17 protein-coding genes are annotated in these 15,329 nt (G+C 73.0%); 5 read left to right on the plus strand and 12 right to left on the minus strand.

The window, feature by feature from the left end; genetic code table 11:
- Nucleotides 1-88 precede the first annotated feature (88 nt).
- Nucleotides 89-766 (minus strand): HAD family hydrolase, encoded by a 678-nt coding sequence (locus tag ACQPWW_RS11700; RefSeq protein WP_433131951.1) that lies wholly within the window; start codon nucleotides 764-766, stop codon nucleotides 89-91.
- Between the two features lie 26 nt (nucleotides 767-792).
- The gene (locus ACQPWW_RS11705; RefSeq protein WP_433131953.1) at nucleotides 793-2,931 is read right to left on the minus strand and encodes a SpoIIE family protein phosphatase; all 2,139 of its coding nucleotides are present in this window, start codon (nucleotides 2,929-2,931) and stop codon (nucleotides 793-795) included.
- Nucleotides 2,932-3,129: 198 nt separating this feature from the next.
- Between ACQPWW_RS11705 and ACQPWW_RS11710 the strand changes: the two genes are divergently transcribed.
- Nucleotides 3,130-3,942 (plus strand): mechanosensitive ion channel family protein, encoded by an 813-nt coding sequence (locus ACQPWW_RS11710; protein ID WP_433131955.1) that lies wholly within the window; start codon nucleotides 3,130-3,132, stop codon nucleotides 3,940-3,942.
- A gap of 61 nt (nucleotides 3,943-4,003) precedes the next feature.
- Here ACQPWW_RS11710 and ACQPWW_RS11715 read toward each other — a convergent pair whose 3' ends face one another.
- Nucleotides 4,004-4,357, minus strand: a complete 354-nt coding sequence (locus ACQPWW_RS11715) for a DUF6401 family natural product biosynthesis protein (RefSeq protein WP_433131957.1) — start codon at nucleotides 4,355-4,357, stop codon at nucleotides 4,004-4,006.
- A gap of 156 nt (nucleotides 4,358-4,513) precedes the next feature.
- Between ACQPWW_RS11715 and ACQPWW_RS11720 the strand changes: the two genes are divergently transcribed.
- The gene (locus ACQPWW_RS11720) at nucleotides 4,514-4,963 is read left to right on the plus strand and encodes a hypothetical protein (protein ID WP_433131959.1); all 450 of its coding nucleotides are present in this window, start codon (nucleotides 4,514-4,516) and stop codon (nucleotides 4,961-4,963) included.
- Here ACQPWW_RS11720 and ACQPWW_RS11725 read toward each other — a convergent pair.
- Nucleotides 4,960-5,169, minus strand: coding sequence for a hypothetical protein (locus tag ACQPWW_RS11725; RefSeq protein WP_357802811.1), 210 nt, complete (start codon nucleotides 5,167-5,169; stop codon nucleotides 4,960-4,962). The two genes, ACQPWW_RS11720 and ACQPWW_RS11725, sit on opposite strands and share 4 nt — an antisense overlap.
- A gap of 158 nt (nucleotides 5,170-5,327) precedes the next feature.
- Between ACQPWW_RS11725 and ACQPWW_RS11730 the strand changes: the two genes are divergently transcribed.
- Nucleotides 5,328-6,596: an MFS transporter gene (locus tag ACQPWW_RS11730; protein ID WP_433131962.1), complete on the plus strand. Its 1,269-nt coding sequence runs from the start codon at nucleotides 5,328-5,330 to the stop codon at nucleotides 6,594-6,596.
- Here the strand turns inward: ACQPWW_RS11730 and ACQPWW_RS11735 are convergent.
- The 4 genes from ACQPWW_RS11735 to ACQPWW_RS11750 form a co-directional block, all read right to left on the minus strand.
- The gene (locus tag ACQPWW_RS11735; protein ID WP_433131965.1) at nucleotides 6,554-6,814 is read right to left on the minus strand and encodes a hypothetical protein; all 261 of its coding nucleotides are present in this window, start codon (nucleotides 6,812-6,814) and stop codon (nucleotides 6,554-6,556) included. The two genes, ACQPWW_RS11730 and ACQPWW_RS11735, sit on opposite strands and share 43 nt — an antisense overlap.
- Before the next feature lie 108 nt (nucleotides 6,815-6,922).
- Nucleotides 6,923-7,384 (minus strand): SRPBCC family protein, encoded by a 462-nt coding sequence (locus ACQPWW_RS11740; protein WP_433131967.1) that lies wholly within the window; start codon nucleotides 7,382-7,384, stop codon nucleotides 6,923-6,925.
- A gap of 50 nt (nucleotides 7,385-7,434) precedes the next feature.
- Complete coding sequence (locus tag ACQPWW_RS11745; protein ID WP_433131970.1) at nucleotides 7,435-7,851, minus strand: DUF2795 domain-containing protein; 417 nt, start codon at nucleotides 7,849-7,851, stop codon at nucleotides 7,435-7,437.
- 102 nt (nucleotides 7,852-7,953) lie between these two features.
- On the minus strand, nucleotides 7,954-8,940 hold the full coding sequence (locus ACQPWW_RS11750; RefSeq protein WP_433131972.1) for a YihY/virulence factor BrkB family protein: 987 nt from the start codon (nucleotides 8,938-8,940) through the stop codon (nucleotides 7,954-7,956).
- Nucleotides 8,941-9,116: 176 nt separating this feature from the next.
- Between ACQPWW_RS11750 and ACQPWW_RS11755 the strand changes: the two genes are divergently transcribed.
- Entirely contained in the window at nucleotides 9,117-9,518 is a 402-nt protein-coding gene (locus ACQPWW_RS11755; RefSeq protein ID WP_433131974.1) for a ChaB family protein, read from the plus strand.
- Between the two features lie 70 nt (nucleotides 9,519-9,588).
- Here ACQPWW_RS11755 and ACQPWW_RS11760 read toward each other — a convergent pair whose 3' ends face one another.
- The gene (locus ACQPWW_RS11760) at nucleotides 9,589-11,022 is read right to left on the minus strand and encodes an aldehyde dehydrogenase family protein (RefSeq protein ID WP_433131976.1); all 1,434 of its coding nucleotides are present in this window, start codon (nucleotides 11,020-11,022) and stop codon (nucleotides 9,589-9,591) included.
- A gap of 72 nt (nucleotides 11,023-11,094) precedes the next feature.
- Between ACQPWW_RS11760 and ACQPWW_RS11765 the strand changes: the two genes are divergently transcribed.
- The gene (locus ACQPWW_RS11765; protein ID WP_433131978.1) at nucleotides 11,095-12,702 is read left to right on the plus strand and encodes a phytoene desaturase family protein; all 1,608 of its coding nucleotides are present in this window, start codon (nucleotides 11,095-11,097) and stop codon (nucleotides 12,700-12,702) included.
- Nucleotides 12,703-12,846: 144 nt separating this feature from the next.
- On the opposite strand, the gene ACQPWW_RS11770 is transcribed toward ACQPWW_RS11765, so the two are convergent.
- The 3 genes from ACQPWW_RS11770 to ACQPWW_RS11780 form a co-directional block, all read right to left on the minus strand.
- Nucleotides 12,847-13,614 (minus strand): polyprenol monophosphomannose synthase, encoded by a 768-nt coding sequence (locus ACQPWW_RS11770; protein ID WP_433131980.1) that lies wholly within the window; start codon nucleotides 13,612-13,614, stop codon nucleotides 12,847-12,849.
- Nucleotides 13,615-13,819: 205 nt separating this feature from the next.
- Nucleotides 13,820-14,821 (minus strand): SDR family oxidoreductase, encoded by a 1,002-nt coding sequence (locus ACQPWW_RS11775; protein ID WP_433131982.1) that lies wholly within the window; start codon nucleotides 14,819-14,821, stop codon nucleotides 13,820-13,822.
- On the minus strand, nucleotides 14,818-15,264 hold the full coding sequence (locus ACQPWW_RS11780; RefSeq protein ID WP_433131984.1) for an SRPBCC family protein: 447 nt from the start codon (nucleotides 15,262-15,264) through the stop codon (nucleotides 14,818-14,820). The genes ACQPWW_RS11775 and ACQPWW_RS11780 overlap by 4 nt, the downstream gene beginning before the upstream one ends.
- Nucleotides 15,265-15,329: the final 65 nt, after the last annotated feature.

Genomic DNA, 15,329 nt, shown 5'->3' on the forward strand with positions numbered 1-15,329 from the left:
CACCCGCGCGGCGCGGGCAGGTGGTGACAGACCTTGCCCCGCAAGGGCTCCGGCTATGCGCGTACGCGCGGGTGAACCGGAGTGAGCCTCACCTCGGCCGGGCCAGCGGCGAATCCGCCAGTTCGTCGAGCAGCGCGGCCGGGTCGTCGTACACCGCCACCGCGCCGGCGCCGGCGAGCTCGCCACGGCTGGTGCCGCCACACGTCAATCCGACGCACGGGATGCTCAGCTTGCCGGCCGCCACGACGTCCCACACCGAGTCGCCGACGAAGACCACCCGCTCGGCGGCCAACCCGGACTGCTCCAGCGCGGCGACCAGGATGTCCGGGGCGGGCTTGCTCTGCTGGGCGTCCGCCGACGAGGTGACCGTGTCGATCACGTCGTCGGCGGCCAGCGCCCGGCGCAGCGCGCCCACCTCGGGCTCCGAGGCGGAGGTGGCGAGCACCACCCGCAGGCCCCGCTCGGCGCAGGCGCGCAGCAGGTCGGCGGCCCGGGGCAGCGGGGTGAGGCGTTCCCAGTACTCGGCGTACAGGGTGTCGTGCGCGTCGCGCAACTTCTCGTCGGCGTCCCGGTCCCGCTCGGGGCCGAGTAGGTGGTCGAGGAGCTTGTCCGAACCCATCCCGATCGAGCGGTGCACCACCGCCATCGGCACCGGCTGGTCGGTCTGGCGCAACGCCTCCCACCAACTCACCGTGTGCAGGTAGGTGGTGTCCACCAGGGTGCCATCGACGTCGAAGAGAACTCCGGCGGGCTGGTCGGTACGCATGGGCGTCCTCCTACCCGTCGGACGGCTCAGGGATGCGCGGTCGGTGGCGTGAGAATCTCGAACCAGACAGTGGAGCCGCGGACCGACGGGTCGGTGCCCCAGGCGTCGCTGAGCTCCTCGATCAGGCCGAGGCCACGCCCACGACTGCTCAACGTGTCGGTGCGGGTCCGGGTCACGGTGCCCCGGGTGCCGGAGTCGGCGACCGAGACCAGGAGACGCTCGGGGCTGAGGTCGATCTCCACCCGGGCGGCGGTGCCGGCGTGCAGCAACGCGTTGGTGGTCAGTTCGCTTGTGCACAGCACGGCCGCCCCGATCACCGACTCGGCCACCTGCCACTCGGTGAGCTGGCCGGTCATCCAGTGCCGCACCCGGCTGGGCGCTGTCGGCTCCGCGGGCACCTCCATGCCCGCCGAGCGGCTCGGCTTGAGCGCGTGCTCGACGGCCAGCACTGCCACGTCGTCCTCGGTGCTGCCGGGCACCGCCGCGGTGGCCACGGCGCAGAGGGCGCGGGGGTCGCCACTGCCGGCCTTCGCGACGGCGTCGCCGAGGGTGGCCAGCCCGGCGGTGAGGCTCTGCCGACGACGCTCCACCACCCCGTCGCTGAACAGCAGCAGGGTGTCGCCGGGGCGGAACGCGACAGTGGTGGTGGGTGGCCGACCGCCCAGACCCAGCGGGGGACCGGCCGGCACGTCGACGTACTCCGCATAGCAGCGGCCCTCCGGGTCGCTGCGGCGGATCAGCGGCGCGGGGTGACCGGCGCTGGCCAGGGTCAGCTCCCCCCGCTCCGCGTCGATGACCCCGAACGCCACTGTGACGAAGAGCTCGTGGGTGCTGGCCTCCGCGCCCAGGCTGGTGACCAGCCGGTCCAACCCGGCCAGCACCGCGTCGGGGGCGGGATCGGCAAGTGCCAGAGCGCGCAGCGCGGCCCGAACCTGACCCATCCGCGCGGCGGCCTGCACGTCGTGACCCGCGACATCGCCCAGCACCACGCCGAGCGCGCCGCCGGGCAGCAGGAACGCGTCGTAGAAGTCACCGCCGGCGGCGTTGCCGTCCACCCCCGGGTCGTAGCGGGCCGCCACCCGCAGCCGGGGCAGGTCCGGCAGGTGCTCCGGCAACATGCTGCGTTGCAACAACTGGGCAGTGCCGTGCTGGGTCTCGAACCGGCGGGCCCGCTCCGCGGCCTGGCCGATCAGCTCCACCGACGCGGCCAGCAGCGCCCGCTCGGCGGGCGACCAGGTGTGCGGCACCTGGTAGCCGACCGCCAGCCCGCCGCGCACGACGGAGGTGCCCAGGGGAAGGGCCGCCATCGAGCGGACCTTCTGGTCGTGGCGGTCCACCGCGACCTCCCGCAACGGGTCCCCGTCGCGGACGAAGAACGGGCCGGCGGAGCGGGCCGCCTGCACCACCGGGGCCGACCAGCCCGCCGGAGCGCGCCGCCAGAGCGGAGGAAGCCGCTCGTCGGCCTCGTCCAGCAACTCGCCGCGGACCCGGCGCACCATGCGCCAACCGCCGCCGCCCTCGTCGACAGCGAACGAGGCCTGGTCCGGGTCGAACGTGGTGATCGCGTACCGCAGCGCCACCCGGGCCACGTCGTCGAGGGTGAGCGTGCCCGCGAGCGCGGCGGCCACCTCGCTGAGGCTCTGCAACTGCTCGGTGACGTGCGTGGTCTCGGCCGCGACAGTCAACGTGCCGACGATCTTCCCGGTGCTGTCCCGCACCGGCGAGTAGCCCCTGGTGAAGACCGCCTGCTCCACCGTCGCGGAGTGCCCCCGCACCAGCGGCAGGGTGGACTCCTTCTCCAGGAACGGCACGCCCTGCCGGTAGGTGCGCTCGAACACCTGGCCGACGCCGGGCAGCGCCCAGATCTCGGCGAACACCTCGGCTGCCGGGCGGCCGAGGGCGCTCGGGTGTTTCGCGCCCAGCAGTTCGGCGTAGGCGGCGTTGTAGAGCAGGACGAGGTCGTCGCCGTACGCCAGGGCCATCGGCATCGGCGAGGCGAGGATCAGCTCGATCACGGCCCGGACCGCCACGTCCCAGCTGTCGGGTGGGCCCAGCGGGGTGCCGGCCCAGTCGTGGGCGAGCACGGCAGCGGCCGCACCGGTGCCGGTGGACGCACCCGGGACCGGAGTAGCTGGCGTGGGGACTCGCCCGACCGTTCCTGGCATGTCCGCAGCCTAGTCGGCCCGTCGGAAAAGGCATCCGATCATGGCGGCGGGGCGTCGCCGCCATCGTCGGGCTGCCCGTTTGGGCAGTTCAGGACCCCTGACCGTCGGCCGGTCGGGAAAAACGCCGCGCGTTGCGCGGACTGCCGGACCGGTAGCCGGGTATGCGCCCGGCGCAGTCCATGCGACAGGAGGGACATCATGCTGAAAACCCTCGCGGTCCGGCAGGCCGACATCGGCGATGCCATCGCCGACACCTGGAGGTCGGTGCTGCTCTTCATCCCGAAGGCAGTGGCCTTCATCGTCATCCTGGTGGTCGGCTGGCTCATCGCCAGAGCCGTCCTCAAGATCGTGGATACGGTGCTGGAACGGGTGCACTTCGACCAAGCGGTCGAACGTGGCGGTATCAAACGGGCCCTGGAGAGAACGAAGTACGACGCCTCCGACATTCTGGCCAGACTGGCGTACTACGCCGTACTGCTGTTCACGCTGCAGTTCGCGTTCGGAGTCTGGGGGCCCAACGCGATCAGTGACCTGATCAGCGGCGTGGTGTCCTGGCTGCCGCGGGCGTTCATCGCGATCGTCATCGTGGTGGTGGCGGCCGCGATCGCCAACGCCGTCCGGGATCTGGTCACCGGGGCGCTGGGCGGGCTGTCGTACGGCAAGGTCCTGGCCGACCTCACGGCGATCTTCATCATCGCGCTCGGCGTGATCGCCGCGCTGAACCAGGTGGGTATCGCCACCACGGTGACGACTCCGGTGCTGATCGCGGTGCTCGCCACTGTGGCCGGCATCCTGATCGTCGGTGTCGGCGGTGGTCTCGTGAAGCCGATGCAGAACCGCTGGGACGGCTGGCTGGAACGGGCCGCCCGGGAAGCTCGGGCGGTGCAGCAGCAGCGTCAGGCCAACGCGGCCGGGCGGAGCGACGTGGAGCGGCAGATGGCCGACCGCGGGGGCGACCGCACCCAGGCGATGCCTCGGGTGGACGAGCAGGCTCCGCAATACCGTTCGTAGCGAGACGGCACGGCAGGTGGGGAGGGTGTTCCGCGTACGCGGGGCGCCCTCCCCGCGCCGGTCAGACCCCGTCGAGCGAGCGGGCCAGCGCGCAGACCGCGAGCAGTCGGGTCGGCAGCCACTCCGGGTGGCTCCAGTCCACCGGCGCGTCCGGCGGCGCCCACCCGTGCTCCAGCGCCGCGGCGCGGACCCCCTCGGCGTAGCCGGCGAGGGTCGCGGCGGTCAGCGGCTGGCGGTCACCGTCGAGGCTGTCCCGCACGGCGGCCGCGTGCTGGTCGACGAGGGCCAGCAGCCCCGGTCGCGCGGCGGCGGCCGCGAGCCCGACGGTGCCGAGGGAGACGGTGAGAGCGGCCAGGGTGGACCGCGCCGAGTCGACGGCGGTACGGGTGGCGACCCGGTTGAACGGCACACGCATGGTGACCGAGGCTAACCGACAGGTGACGGCGTTGCCGTCGGCCGCTCGGCGGATGTCGGCTGCGCCATTGCGCGTTCCGGGCTGACCGTGGGGGTTGATCCGGCACAGACGGGGCAGGAGGAGGACCAGAGGCGTTTCACGGCACGGAGGCAGGCGATGGGACAGCAGTCGGACGGACCGGACGAGCAGCACCGGCGACCGCCCGAGGTGAGCGACGAGACGGTCGCCGCGCTCGGCAGACTCAGCGAGGCGCTGGAGTGCGTGGAGCGGGCCCGGGGGCACCTCTACTCGGTGCACCAGTTGATCGGGCACGCCGACCTCATCCTCGGCGACGCGGTCGAGCAACTCCGCGCCGCCGGGCACGCGCGGCTCGCCGACCGGATCGACACGGAGTTGCTGGGCCGCAACGTCATCGCCGGGCGGTGGACGTTCCAGATCGTCGAGGACTTCGACGACGGCTACCACGCGCTGTTCCGGGAGTTGGACAAGCAGGCCCGTGACGAGTTGGTGGGCGGACGACGCCACCTCTACGAGGCGGAGATGAAGGAACGCCGTCGTAGCCGCGGCCGACCGGGGCACGAAGCCCGGCCGGGCAGCGCGGGTTAGTCGCTTGTCGCGTCGGCCGGGCGCCGCCGCGCCGCGTCATCGGCGATGATCACGGTCGCCACCATCAGGGCGACGCAGAGGCTGAACAGCCACGAGTCGTCGGCGACCAGCCGGGCGGACACGGGTGCCTGGAGGGCGGCGAGCAGGAAGCCGAGCCAGGCGAGCCGGCGCTGACGCGTCGAGAGGATTCCGGAGCCTTGATGCATCCCGAAATTCTTACGCGAGTCGGCCCGTTTGCCGTCCTCCGATCGGCCGATTCTGGATGAGCTGTCCGTTTTCTCGACCGTCCGGACACGACTTCTTTGCGCGTCGCGCAGTCGGGCGCTGACGGCACTAGGGTGCCCCTGCGGCAGGATGGTGTCCCGTGTCCACCGCCCCCGCACGTCCCCGCGCCGCCCTGCTCCTGCTGGCCTACCTCGCGTTCGTCAGCCTCGGCCTGCCCGACGGCCTGCTCGGTGTCGGCTGGCCCTCGATCCGCAGCGACTTCGGCGTACCGACCGAGGCGGTCGGCCTGGTGCTCACCGCGGGCACCGTCGGCTATCTGACCTCCAGCGTGCTGGCCGGGTTCACGCTGGCCCGCATCGGTGTGGGCGCGCTGCTCGCCGGCAGCACCCTGCTGGCCAGCCTGGCACTGACCGGCTATGCCCTGAGCCCGGTGCTCGCCGTGCTTGTCGGCTGTGCGCTGCTGCTGGGGCTCGGCTCCGGCGCTGTCGACTCCGGGCTCAACGCGTACGCCGCCGGGGCCTTCGGGCCGCGCCACATGAACTGGATGCATGCCTTCTTCGGCCTGGGCGTGGCGATCGGCCCGCTGATCATGACCGGGGCGCTGAGCGCCGGACTGAGCTGGCGCTGGGGTTACGGCATCGTGGCCGCCGCCCAGCTCGCCCTCGCCACCGCGTTCGCGCTCACCGTGCGGGCCTGGCGCCGCGGCGGCCCGGCCACCACCGGGGCCGCGACCGCGCCGGCCGTCCGGGTGCCGATCCGGGCGACCCTGCGGTTGCCGGCGGTGTGGTCCGGGACGCTCGCCTTCGTCCTGTACGTCGCCATCGAGGTGTCCGCCGGCCTGTGGGCGTTCCTGCTGCTGACCGACGGTCGGGGCCTGAGCGCGGCGGTGGCCGGCGGCTGCGTCTCCGCGTACTGGGGGAGCCTCTTCGTCGGGCGGGTCGTGCAGGGCGTGGTGGCCGAACGCCTGGGGGCGACGCTGGTGCTGCGCGTCAGCCTCGTCGGAATGGCGGTGGGCGCGGGACTGGTCGCCGTCCCCGGGCCGGCCGCGCTGGCGGTGCTCGGCCTGGTCGTGGTGGGGTTCGCCGCCGCGCCGGTGTTCCCGCTGCTCACCCTCACCACCGCCGAACGAGTCGGCGCGGCCCACGCGGACCGGGCCATCGGGTTGCAGATCGGCGCCGCCGGCATCGGCGCGGCGCTCGTTCCGGCCGGGCTCGGTGTGCTGATCGGCAACACGTCGGTGGAGGTGCTGGGCTCGGCTCTGGTGGTGCTCGCGCTGGCGTTGGTCGCGCTCCACGAGTGGGGCGCCCGTCGCTCGACCGACCGGCCCAACGGGCAGCCGGTGCCCGCCCAACCCGCCGGGGAGGCTCAGACGTCCGGTCCGGTCCGGCCGGTGGTGGAGGGGCGGTAACGGCGCTGCGGGTCGGTGTCCTCCCGGCTGTTGCCCTGGGCCTGGCCCGCACTGTCGTCAGCTGCCGGACCGTGGCCGAACGTCCCCTCCTCGCCCGCGTCGTTGCCTGTCACGTCGTCGGCCTGCCCGTCGATGCTGGAGCCGGCCACGGCCTGCTCCAACTCCTCCAGCGGAAGCCGTTCCTCGTCCCGCCACACCCTGATGTTGTCGTCGGTCATGTCCTGACCGGTACCCGGGCGCGATGATCGCAAACGGCGCCCGGCGAAAGGCTCGACACGGCGGTGGCCGCCAGGAATCTGGCGGCCACCGGTGTCACTGCGCGGGGGTCACGGCTGCGGACGGTCCACCGAGCCACGCCACGCGCCGGTCTCCTGACCGCGCCGCTCGATGTAGGTCTTGAACCGCTCCAGGTCGCCCTTGGCGCGCCGGTCGACGATGCCGAGCTTGTCGCCGGCCTGCTCGACCACACCGTGCGGCTCGAACTCGAGCTGGAGGGTGACCCGCGTCTTGTCCGCGTCGAGCCGGTGGAAGGTCACCACGCCGGCCTGCTGGGTGCCGTCGGTCGAACGCCAGGCGACCCGCTCGTCGGGAAGCTGTTCGGTGATCTCGGCGTCGAACTCGCGCTTCACGCCGGCGATGTCCACGGTCCAGTGGGTCATCGTGTCGGAGAGCTGCCGGACCTCGGACACGCCCTCCATGAACTCGGGGAACTGCTCGAACTGCGTCCACTGGTCGTACGCGGTGCGTACGGGCACGGAAACGTCCACATGTTCGGTAACGCCACTCATCTGGGAACCTCCTTCAGCCGCTGGTGGTCATCGGATCGGGGGGCGACCCGTCACCAGCGAGTTGTCTCGTTCTTGTTGCCGAGAGCGGCCCACACCTCGGAGACCGTCTGGTAGACGGTGCCCTCGGGCAGCCGTTCCAGCGCCGCCACGATGTCGTCCGGCGCCTCGTTCTCGCGGGCGCTGGCGATGAGCACCAGGCGGTCACCCGGCAGCGCGCTCATCGAGATGAACCGGCCGAGCCGGCTGCGCTGCTCGACGTCCGTGGAACTCATCCCCTGTGGGGTGCCGGTACGCAGGTCGCCGGCCGGGGCGGTGGTCGTCTCCGGCTGGTCCTCGCCCGCCGGCTCCGGCACCCGCGACTCCTCGACCCGAGAACCCCCGGTCCCCGGCCCCTGCACGAGGCCGCTGACCTCCTGACTCATCTGTTCGTCGATCCTCGGTCCGTGCTTGCTGTTGCCACGCTCCATGCCTTCTGCGCTACCCGGCACCCTGCCCGCTAAACCGGCACCCGGCCACGAACGGGCCCATGGTCCGACTCCGAACCGGACGACCGGCCGGAAACCGGAGGCTCAGTCACCGGCGGGCTTGCGGGGCGGCAGCACCGGATCGTCCGGGTCGGGGTCCCCGGCCTGCAACTGCCGCCCGCGCTGCACCTCGGCGTTGATCTGCACTCCCAGCATCAGCGCCGAGTTGGACAGGTAGAGCCAGACCAGGAACGCGATCGCCGCGCCCAGACTGCCGTAGGTCGTCTTGTACGAGGCGAAGGTGGCCACGTAGAAGCCGAAGCCGAAGGAGACCGCCGTCCAGGAGACCAGGGCCACCGCGCCGCCGGGGGTGAGCCAGCGGAAGCGGGGTTGGCGCACGTTCGGCGCGATCCAGAACAGCAGCGACAGCAGCACCATCATGACCATGGCGAGCACCGGCCACTTCGCCACGCTCCACACCGTGCGGGCCAGGCCACCGGCGTTGATCAGATCGCCGACCGCGTCGGTGACCGGGCCGCTGACGATCAGCGCGAGGGCGACCACCGCGAGCAGCACCAGCGTCACGGCGGCCAGGCCGATCTGCAACGGGCGCAGCTTCCAGACGGACCGGCCCTCGGTCACCCCGTAGATGGCGTTGGAGGCGCGGGTGAACGCGCCGATGAAACCCGACGCGGACCACAGCGCACCGAGCAGACCGAAGCTCAGCAGCAACTTCGGGTTGCTCTGCTGGAGCACCACGGCGCGGATCACCCCGATCACGCCGTCCTCGTCGTCGGTAAGCACCGAGCCGGCGCCCACCTGCCGGGCCAGGTCGACGACGGTGTCGACGGTCCGCTCGCCACTGGAGACCAGACCGACAAGGGCCACCACCACGATGGCGGACGGAAAGAGCGCCAGGACCCCGTAGTAGGTGAGCGCCGCCGCCCAGTCGGAGCAGTTGTCGTTGACGAAGTTCTGCCCGCTGCGAACCAGCACCCCACGCCAGGTTCGCCAGCTCAGCTGCCGCATCCGGAGGGGAACTGTCGTGTCGTGCGCGCCCTCGCGCGTCGTACCGGGCTCCGTGGTCGTCATGCCGCTCCCTGCGCCCCGGCCACCGGTATGACCGGAGATCCGGTCGGGCCTGGCCACCGATACCCGGATCGGGAAATCGAGAAACTCGGCCGGCGTCGTGCCGGTCGCGCGTAGGGTTTGCCGCCGCGTCGCCGGGGAACGGTCAGGGCGACAGTGTCGACACGGAGGAGGACGAGATGCCCGGGCGCGAGGATTTGCCCAGCACGCTGCGACGCTCCCCGGAGAAGGCGCAGCGCACCTGGGAGAAGACGCACGACTCGGCGGTGGAGACCTACGGCGAGGGGGAGCGGTCGCACCGTACCGCCTTCGCCGCGGTGAAGCACCAGTTCGAGAAGGTGGGCGACCACTGGGAGCCGAAGGGCCGCAAGGGCCCGAGTGATCAGCAGGCCGCCGGCGGCGGGCCGGAACGGCGAGCCCCCACCGCCGGTGGCGTCGACGCCAACGCCAGCAAGGACCATCTCCTGTCGGTGGCCCGCAAGCTCGACGTTCCCGGCCGGTCCAGCATGACCAAACCGGACCTGGTCAAGGCGATCGAGAAGGCCAACGACCGGGCCACCCGCAAGGCTCGCGGCGACTGACCGGCATCGCGGGCGGAAACCACGGACACGGTACGGGCGGACGCGCCACCCCTGCGTCCGCCCGTACCGTTCACCAGTGCCCGCCGCCCGGGGCCTCGATGTGCACCGCCTTCGTGGCGGTGAACTCGTCAAGCAACTCCGGGCCGTAACCGAAGCCCTGCCCACTGGCCCGTCGCGGATGCGCGGCGCCACCCGGCGCGCCGCCGAACACCGCGTTGATTTTCACGGTGCCCACCGGCAACTCCCGCCAGGCCCGCTGGGCGTGACTCATCGACGTGGTCAGCACTGTGGCGGCCAACCCGTACGGGGAGTCCGCGGCGCAGCGCAGCGCCTCGTCGAACGAGTCGACGACCACCACCGGGGCGACCGGCCCGAACGTCTCCTCCCGTACCACCGGCATGTCGTGCCGGCAGTCGGAGATCACCGTGGCCGGGTAGAACGCCCCCGGCCCGTCCGGCACCTCGCCGCCGACCCGCACCCGGGCGCCGGCCGCCACCGCCGCCGCGACCTGCCCGTGCACCTGGTCCCGGTGCCGCCGGTCGACGAGCGGGCCCAGCTCGGTGTCCCGGTCCCGGCCCGGCCCGACCCGTAGGGCAGCGGCCCGCCGCACCAGCGCGGCCACGAAGTCCTCGGCCACCTCCCGGTGCACGTAGATCCGCTCCACCGCCACGCAGATCTGCCCCGCGTTGGCGAACGCGCCGAGCGCGGCCTGATCGGCCGCCCACTCCGGATCCACGCCCGCGTCGACGACCAACGGGTCGCTGCCCCCGTTCTCCAGCAGCACCTTCGCGCCGGTGCGGGCCGCGGCGGCGGCGATCGCCCGCCCGGTCGCCGTGGATCCCACGTGCGCCACCACGTCGACCTCCTGGGCGGCCAGCGCCGCGCCGACCTCCGGGCCGCCGGTGAGCAGCGACAACACCCCGGCCGGCAATGCCTCATCCAGTGCCCGGGCCAGCAGCCACCCCGTCGCGGGGGTCCGTTCGCTCGGCTTGTAGAGCACCACGTTGCCGGTCACCAGGGCGGCGCCGAGCAGCCCGCAGGAGACCGCCACCGGGTCGTTCCAGGGCGTGAGCGCGGCCACCACACCGCGCGGCTGCGGGGACAGGAAGTCCAGCGCGTCCGGTGCGCCGTTCAGCGTCCGCCCGCCGCGCAGCGGTGCCAGCTCCGCGTACTGTCGCAGGGTGCCGATGCCCGCCTCGACGCCACCGCGGGCGTCCGCCAACGGTTTGCCCATCTCGGCGGTCACCGCCGCCGACAGCTCCCCGACGACCTCCGCCACCGCGTCCGCGGCCCGGTGCAGCGCCGCGGCCCGCTCGGCCGGCGCGGTCGCCGCCCACTGGGCGGCCACGTTGCGGGCCGCCTGCGTCGCCTTGCCGACCTCGTCGGCGGTGGCCACCGGCACCGTGCTGACCGGCGAGCCGTCCGCCGGGTCACACACCACCAGCTCACCGCCGTCACCGCCGGCGCCCCACACCCCACCCACCAACTGCGCAACCGTGTACATGCGGCGCTGCATGCCCCGGCCCCGGCAGGGCAAACGCGTTTCGCCCGGTTGCGTGCCGGGTAGGCGGATCGGATGACAAGCACCGCCGCGCAGAGCGCGGACGCCGTCGTCGTCGGGGCCGGTCACAACGGCCTGGTCGCGGCCAACCTGCTGGCGGACGCCGGCTGGGAGGTGGTGGTGCTGGAGGCGACAGCGGTGCCCGGCGGCGCGATCCGCTCCGCCGAGGTGACAGCGCCCGGCTACCTGAGCGACCTCTACAGCTCGTTCTACCCGCTGGGGTACGCCTCGCCGGTGCTGCGCGGACTCGACCTGGGTCGGCACGGCCTGTCCTGGCGGCACGCGCCGGACGTGCTGGCGCACCTGCTGCCGGACGGTCGGGCCGCGGTGATCAACCGGGACCCGGACGTCACCGCCGCCTCACTGGAGCAGTTCGCCCCGGGCGACGGCAAGCGCTGGCTCAACGCCTACACCGACTGGCTCGAGGTGGCCGAGCCGATGCTGTCGGCGATCACCACGCCGTTCCCACCGGTCCGCGGCGGGCTCGGTCTGCTGCGTCGACTGCGCGTCGCCGGCGCGTTGCGACTGGCGCGACGCCTGGTGGTGCCGGTCCGCAAGTTGGGCGACGAACTCTTCGACGGCGCGGGCGGGCCGGCCCTGCTGGCCGGCTGCGCCCTGCACACCGACCTGTCTCCGGAGGAGGCCGGCTCCGGGGTGTACGGCTGGCTGCTGGCCATGCTCGGCCAACAGGTCGGCTGGCCGGTGCCCGAGGGCGGCGCGCAGCAGATCACCAACGCGCTGGTGGCCCGGCTACAGGAGCGCGGCGGTTCGATCCTCTACGGCGCCCGCGTCGACCGGGTGCTCACCGCCCGCGGCCGGGCGATGGGGGTACGCACCGAGGGCGGCACGCTGTGGCGGGCCGGCCGGGCCGTGCTCGCCGACGTGCCCGCGCCGGCGTTGTTCCTCGACCTCGTCGGTGCGGCGGCCCTGCCGTCGCGGCTGGTGGAGGATCTGGCGCACTTCCGGTGGGACGGCTCGACGCTGAAGGTGGACTGGGCCCTCTCCGCGCCGGTGCCCTGGACCAACCGGGAGCTGGCCGGCGCCGGCACTGTGCACCTCGGCGCGGACCTCAACGGGTTGACCCACTACGCGGGTGAGCTGGCCCGCGGCGAGCTGCCCCGCGACCCGTTCCTGCTGGTCGGGCAGATGTCGGTGGCCGAACCCCGCCACTCCCCGCCGGGCACCGAGTCGCTCTGGGCGTACACCCACCTGCCGTTCCGTCGGGACTGGCGCGCCGAGGACATCGCCGGGCACGTGCAGCGGGTGGAGGACGCGCTGGAGGCGGCGGCGCCGGGTTTCCGGCGCCTGGTCGTCGGCCGACACGTGGCGGGGCCCGCCGACCTGGAGCGGGACAACCCGAGCCTGGTCGGAGGCGCGTTGGGCGGCGGCACCGCCGCCGCGTACCAGCAGCTGTTCCTGCGCCCGATCCCCGGCCTGGGCCGGGCGGACACCCCGGTGGACCGGCTCTTCCTGGCCAGCTCGTCGGCGCATCCCGGCGGCGGGGTGCACGGCGCGCCCGGGGCGAACGCGGCCCGCGCGGCGTTGGCCCGCGACCGCGCCCTCACCGGCCGCGCCTACGCCGCGGCCATCGCCACCGCCCACCGAACGATCTACCCCACCTAACACCCCACCCCACCCGCCCCACCGTCCCCGGCCCCGCCCCGGATTGATCATGGGGTTAGCGGGCCTGTTGATCTCCAATCGCCCCGCCAACCCCATGATCAACGGGGCGAGGCGAGGCGGGGAGAGGTGGGGTGGGGTTGGGGGTTAGCGGGTGATGTTGCGGTGTTTGCTGCGGAGGCGGAACGGCATCAGGGCGCTCTCCACCTTGGTCGCGGTGGTCATCTTGGAGAGGCCTTCCTGCCGCTCCTCGAAGCGGATCGGCACCTCCAGAATGGTGTGTCCCAACTTGGTGGCGAGGTAGTGCATCTCCACCTGGAAGCTGTAGCCGTTGGACTGCACGCGGTCCAGGCCGATGTCGCGCAGCGCGTCGGCCCGCCAGATCTTGAAGCCGGCGGTCAGGTCCCGGATGCGCACCCGCAACAGGGTGTGCACGTAGAGGTTCGCCCAGCCGCTGAGGGCCCGCCGGTACAGCGGCCAGTTCTCGTCCAGCTCCCCACCGGGCACGTAGCGGGAACCGATCACCACGCTCGCCTGGGTGGACAGCAGCGCGCCCAGCATCCCCGGCAGCGCCTCCGGCGGGTGCGACAGGTCCGCGTCCATCTGCGCCACGTACTCGGCGCCGCCCTCGATGGCCCGCGTCATCCCGTCGACGTACGCCCGGCCGAGGCCCTCCTTGCCGGCCCGGTGCACGACCTCCACCCGGTCCGGATGCTCGATGGCCAGCTTGTCGGCCACGTCACCGGTGCCGTCGGGGGAGTTGTCGTCGGCGACGAGGATGCGCAGCCCGGGCAGTGGCAGGGCGAGCAGCCGCTCCACCAGGGTGGGCAGGTTGCCCGCCTCGTTGTAGGTGGGCACGACGACGGTCAGGCGTGCGTCCCGCCACGGCGACGGTAGCTGCACAGGCTCGATCATGCGGACATCCTCGGTTTGCGGACAGGGGCTCCCGGAAAGGGTATCCAGTTGTCACATTCGGGTTGAAGAGGCACCCCTTCCGGGCGTTGCGGATGCGGTGCCACGCCGGGCGCGGGCATCGATCCCGCTGGTGGCGAGCGGTGCGTGCCGGCGGCCGGGGCGAGCGATCGACGCCCGCGACGGCGTCGGTGCCGCCGACCAGCGGTCACCGACGACGACGGGTCACGGCGGTGAGGGCGAGCGCCGCCGCGGCGAGCGCGACACCGGACAACACCGGCTTGTGGGTGCCGACCCAGAGCGCCGCCGACCGGTTCCGGGCCTGTTCGTGGAACACGCCCGCCGTGCCCCGGTCCGTCTCCTCGTCGCCGGGGTGGTCGAGATTGTCCCGCCAGGTGCGCGGATCGATCTCGTCGCCGGTCTGCTGGCTGTCGTAGCCGACGCGGGCCAGCTTCCGGTCGAGCAGGCCGGGAATGAGGATGTCGGCCAGCCGGGCCTGCCACGTCGGGCCGCCCACGTTCAGCTCCCGGGTGCCACGGTCGGCGGCCCACACGATCGCCCGGGCGGCCAACTCCGGCGTGAAGATCGGTGGCACCGGCTGCGGATGCCGGGGCAGCCGGGTGCGAACCCAGGAGAACTGCGGCGTGTTGATCGCGGGCAACTGCACCATCGACAGCTTCACCCCCGGGCAGTCGTGCAGCAGCTCGGCGCGCAGCGAGTCGTTGAACCCCTGGATGGCGTGCTTGCTCGCGCAGTACGCCGACTGCAACGGGATCCCCCGGTAGGCCAACGCGGAACCCACCTGCACGATCGTGCCCCGCGCGTGCGCCCGCATGTGCCGCAGCGCCGCCAGGGTGCCGTGCACAGTGCCCAGGTAGGTCACCTCGGTGACCCGGCGGAACTCCCGCGCCGGGATCTCCCAGGCCGGCGCGAACACCGACACCATGGCGCTGTTGATCCACACGTCGATGCCGCCCCACCGGTGCACCACGTCGTCGGCGGCCTGCTGCACCGCTCCGGCGTCGGCCACGTCGACCCGGTACGCGCGGACGTCGGCGGCGCCGCGCTCTCGGCACTCCCGCTCGGCGGCGGCCAGCCCCGCCTCGCCCCGGGCCAGCAACGCCAGCCGGGCGCCCCGGGCCGCGTACGCGTGGGCGACGGCCCGGCCGACGCCGGCGCTCGCTCCGGTCACCACCACCGTCGGCGTCACCGCGGGCCCTTCTGCCGGGTGGCGATGTCGGAGAGTCGGGCCAGCGTCTCCCGGTTACGCCGGTGCAACACCAGATCGTTGACCTTGTTGTGGACCCAGCGCAGCGGGCCGGCGGCGAAGTCCTCCCCGATTCGGACCCGGGTGGCGCCCTCGCCGACCGGTTGCAGGGTGAAGGCCACGGTCGCCTCGCCGGCCGGCCAGAGGCCGGCCTTGAGCACGAGCCGGTGCGGCGGATCACAGGCCAGCACCGTCGAGGCGTCCTGCAGGGAGAACGGCCACGGCCCGGCGCGGTGGTGCAGTTGACTGCCCACCCGGGGCCAGGCGTCGTCCACGTCACGCACGTGCGCCGTGCCCACCACCCAGTCGCTGTACGTCCACCCGTCGGCGAGCACGTCGAACACCTGCTGCGGGGACGCGTCGATCACTTTCTCCACAATCGCCACTGGGCTTCCATACCCTCGCCGGGGCGCGGGCTAACGACCGACGGGTTAGCTTCTCCCGGACGGCG

It is taken from the genome of Micromonospora sp. CA-240977 (genome assembly GCF_050942285.1).
Classification (GTDB): Bacteria; Actinomycetota; Actinomycetes; order Mycobacteriales; family Micromonosporaceae; genus Micromonospora.

Coding starts and splice junctions, on each gene's coding strand:
- ACQPWW_RS11700 (WP_433131951.1), bottom strand. CDS start 766: ATGCGTACCGACCAGCCCGCCGGAGTTCTCTTCGACGTCGATGGCACC.
- ACQPWW_RS11705 (WP_433131953.1), bottom strand. CDS start 2,931: ATGCCAGGAACGGTCGGGCGAGTCCCCACGCCAGCTACTCCGGTCCCG.
- ACQPWW_RS11710 (WP_433131955.1), top strand. CDS start 3,130: ATGCTGAAAACCCTCGCGGTCCGGCAGGCCGACATCGGCGATGCCATC.
- ACQPWW_RS11715 (WP_433131957.1), bottom strand. CDS start 4,357: ATGCGTGTGCCGTTCAACCGGGTCGCCACCCGTACCGCCGTCGACTCG.
- ACQPWW_RS11720 (WP_433131959.1), top strand. CDS start 4,514: ATGGGACAGCAGTCGGACGGACCGGACGAGCAGCACCGGCGACCGCCC.
- ACQPWW_RS11725 (WP_357802811.1), bottom strand. CDS start 5,169: ATGCATCAAGGCTCCGGAATCCTCTCGACGCGTCAGCGCCGGCTCGCC.
- ACQPWW_RS11735 (WP_433131965.1), bottom strand. CDS start 6,814: ATGACCGACGACAACATCAGGGTGTGGCGGGACGAGGAACGGCTTCCG.
- ACQPWW_RS11740 (WP_433131967.1), bottom strand. CDS start 7,384: ATGAGTGGCGTTACCGAACATGTGGACGTTTCCGTGCCCGTACGCACC.
- ACQPWW_RS11745 (WP_433131970.1), bottom strand. CDS start 7,851: ATGGAGCGTGGCAACAGCAAGCACGGACCGAGGATCGACGAACAGATG.
- ACQPWW_RS11750 (WP_433131972.1), bottom strand. CDS start 8,940: ATGACGACCACGGAGCCCGGTACGACGCGCGAGGGCGCGCACGACACG.
- ACQPWW_RS11755 (WP_433131974.1), top strand. CDS start 9,117: ATGCCCGGGCGCGAGGATTTGCCCAGCACGCTGCGACGCTCCCCGGAG.
- ACQPWW_RS11760 (WP_433131976.1), bottom strand. CDS start 11,022: ATGTACACGGTTGCGCAGTTGGTGGGTGGGGTGTGGGGCGCCGGCGGT.
- ACQPWW_RS11765 (WP_433131978.1), top strand. CDS start 11,095: ATGACAAGCACCGCCGCGCAGAGCGCGGACGCCGTCGTCGTCGGGGCC.
- ACQPWW_RS11770 (WP_433131980.1), bottom strand. CDS start 13,614: ATGATCGAGCCTGTGCAGCTACCGTCGCCGTGGCGGGACGCACGCCTG.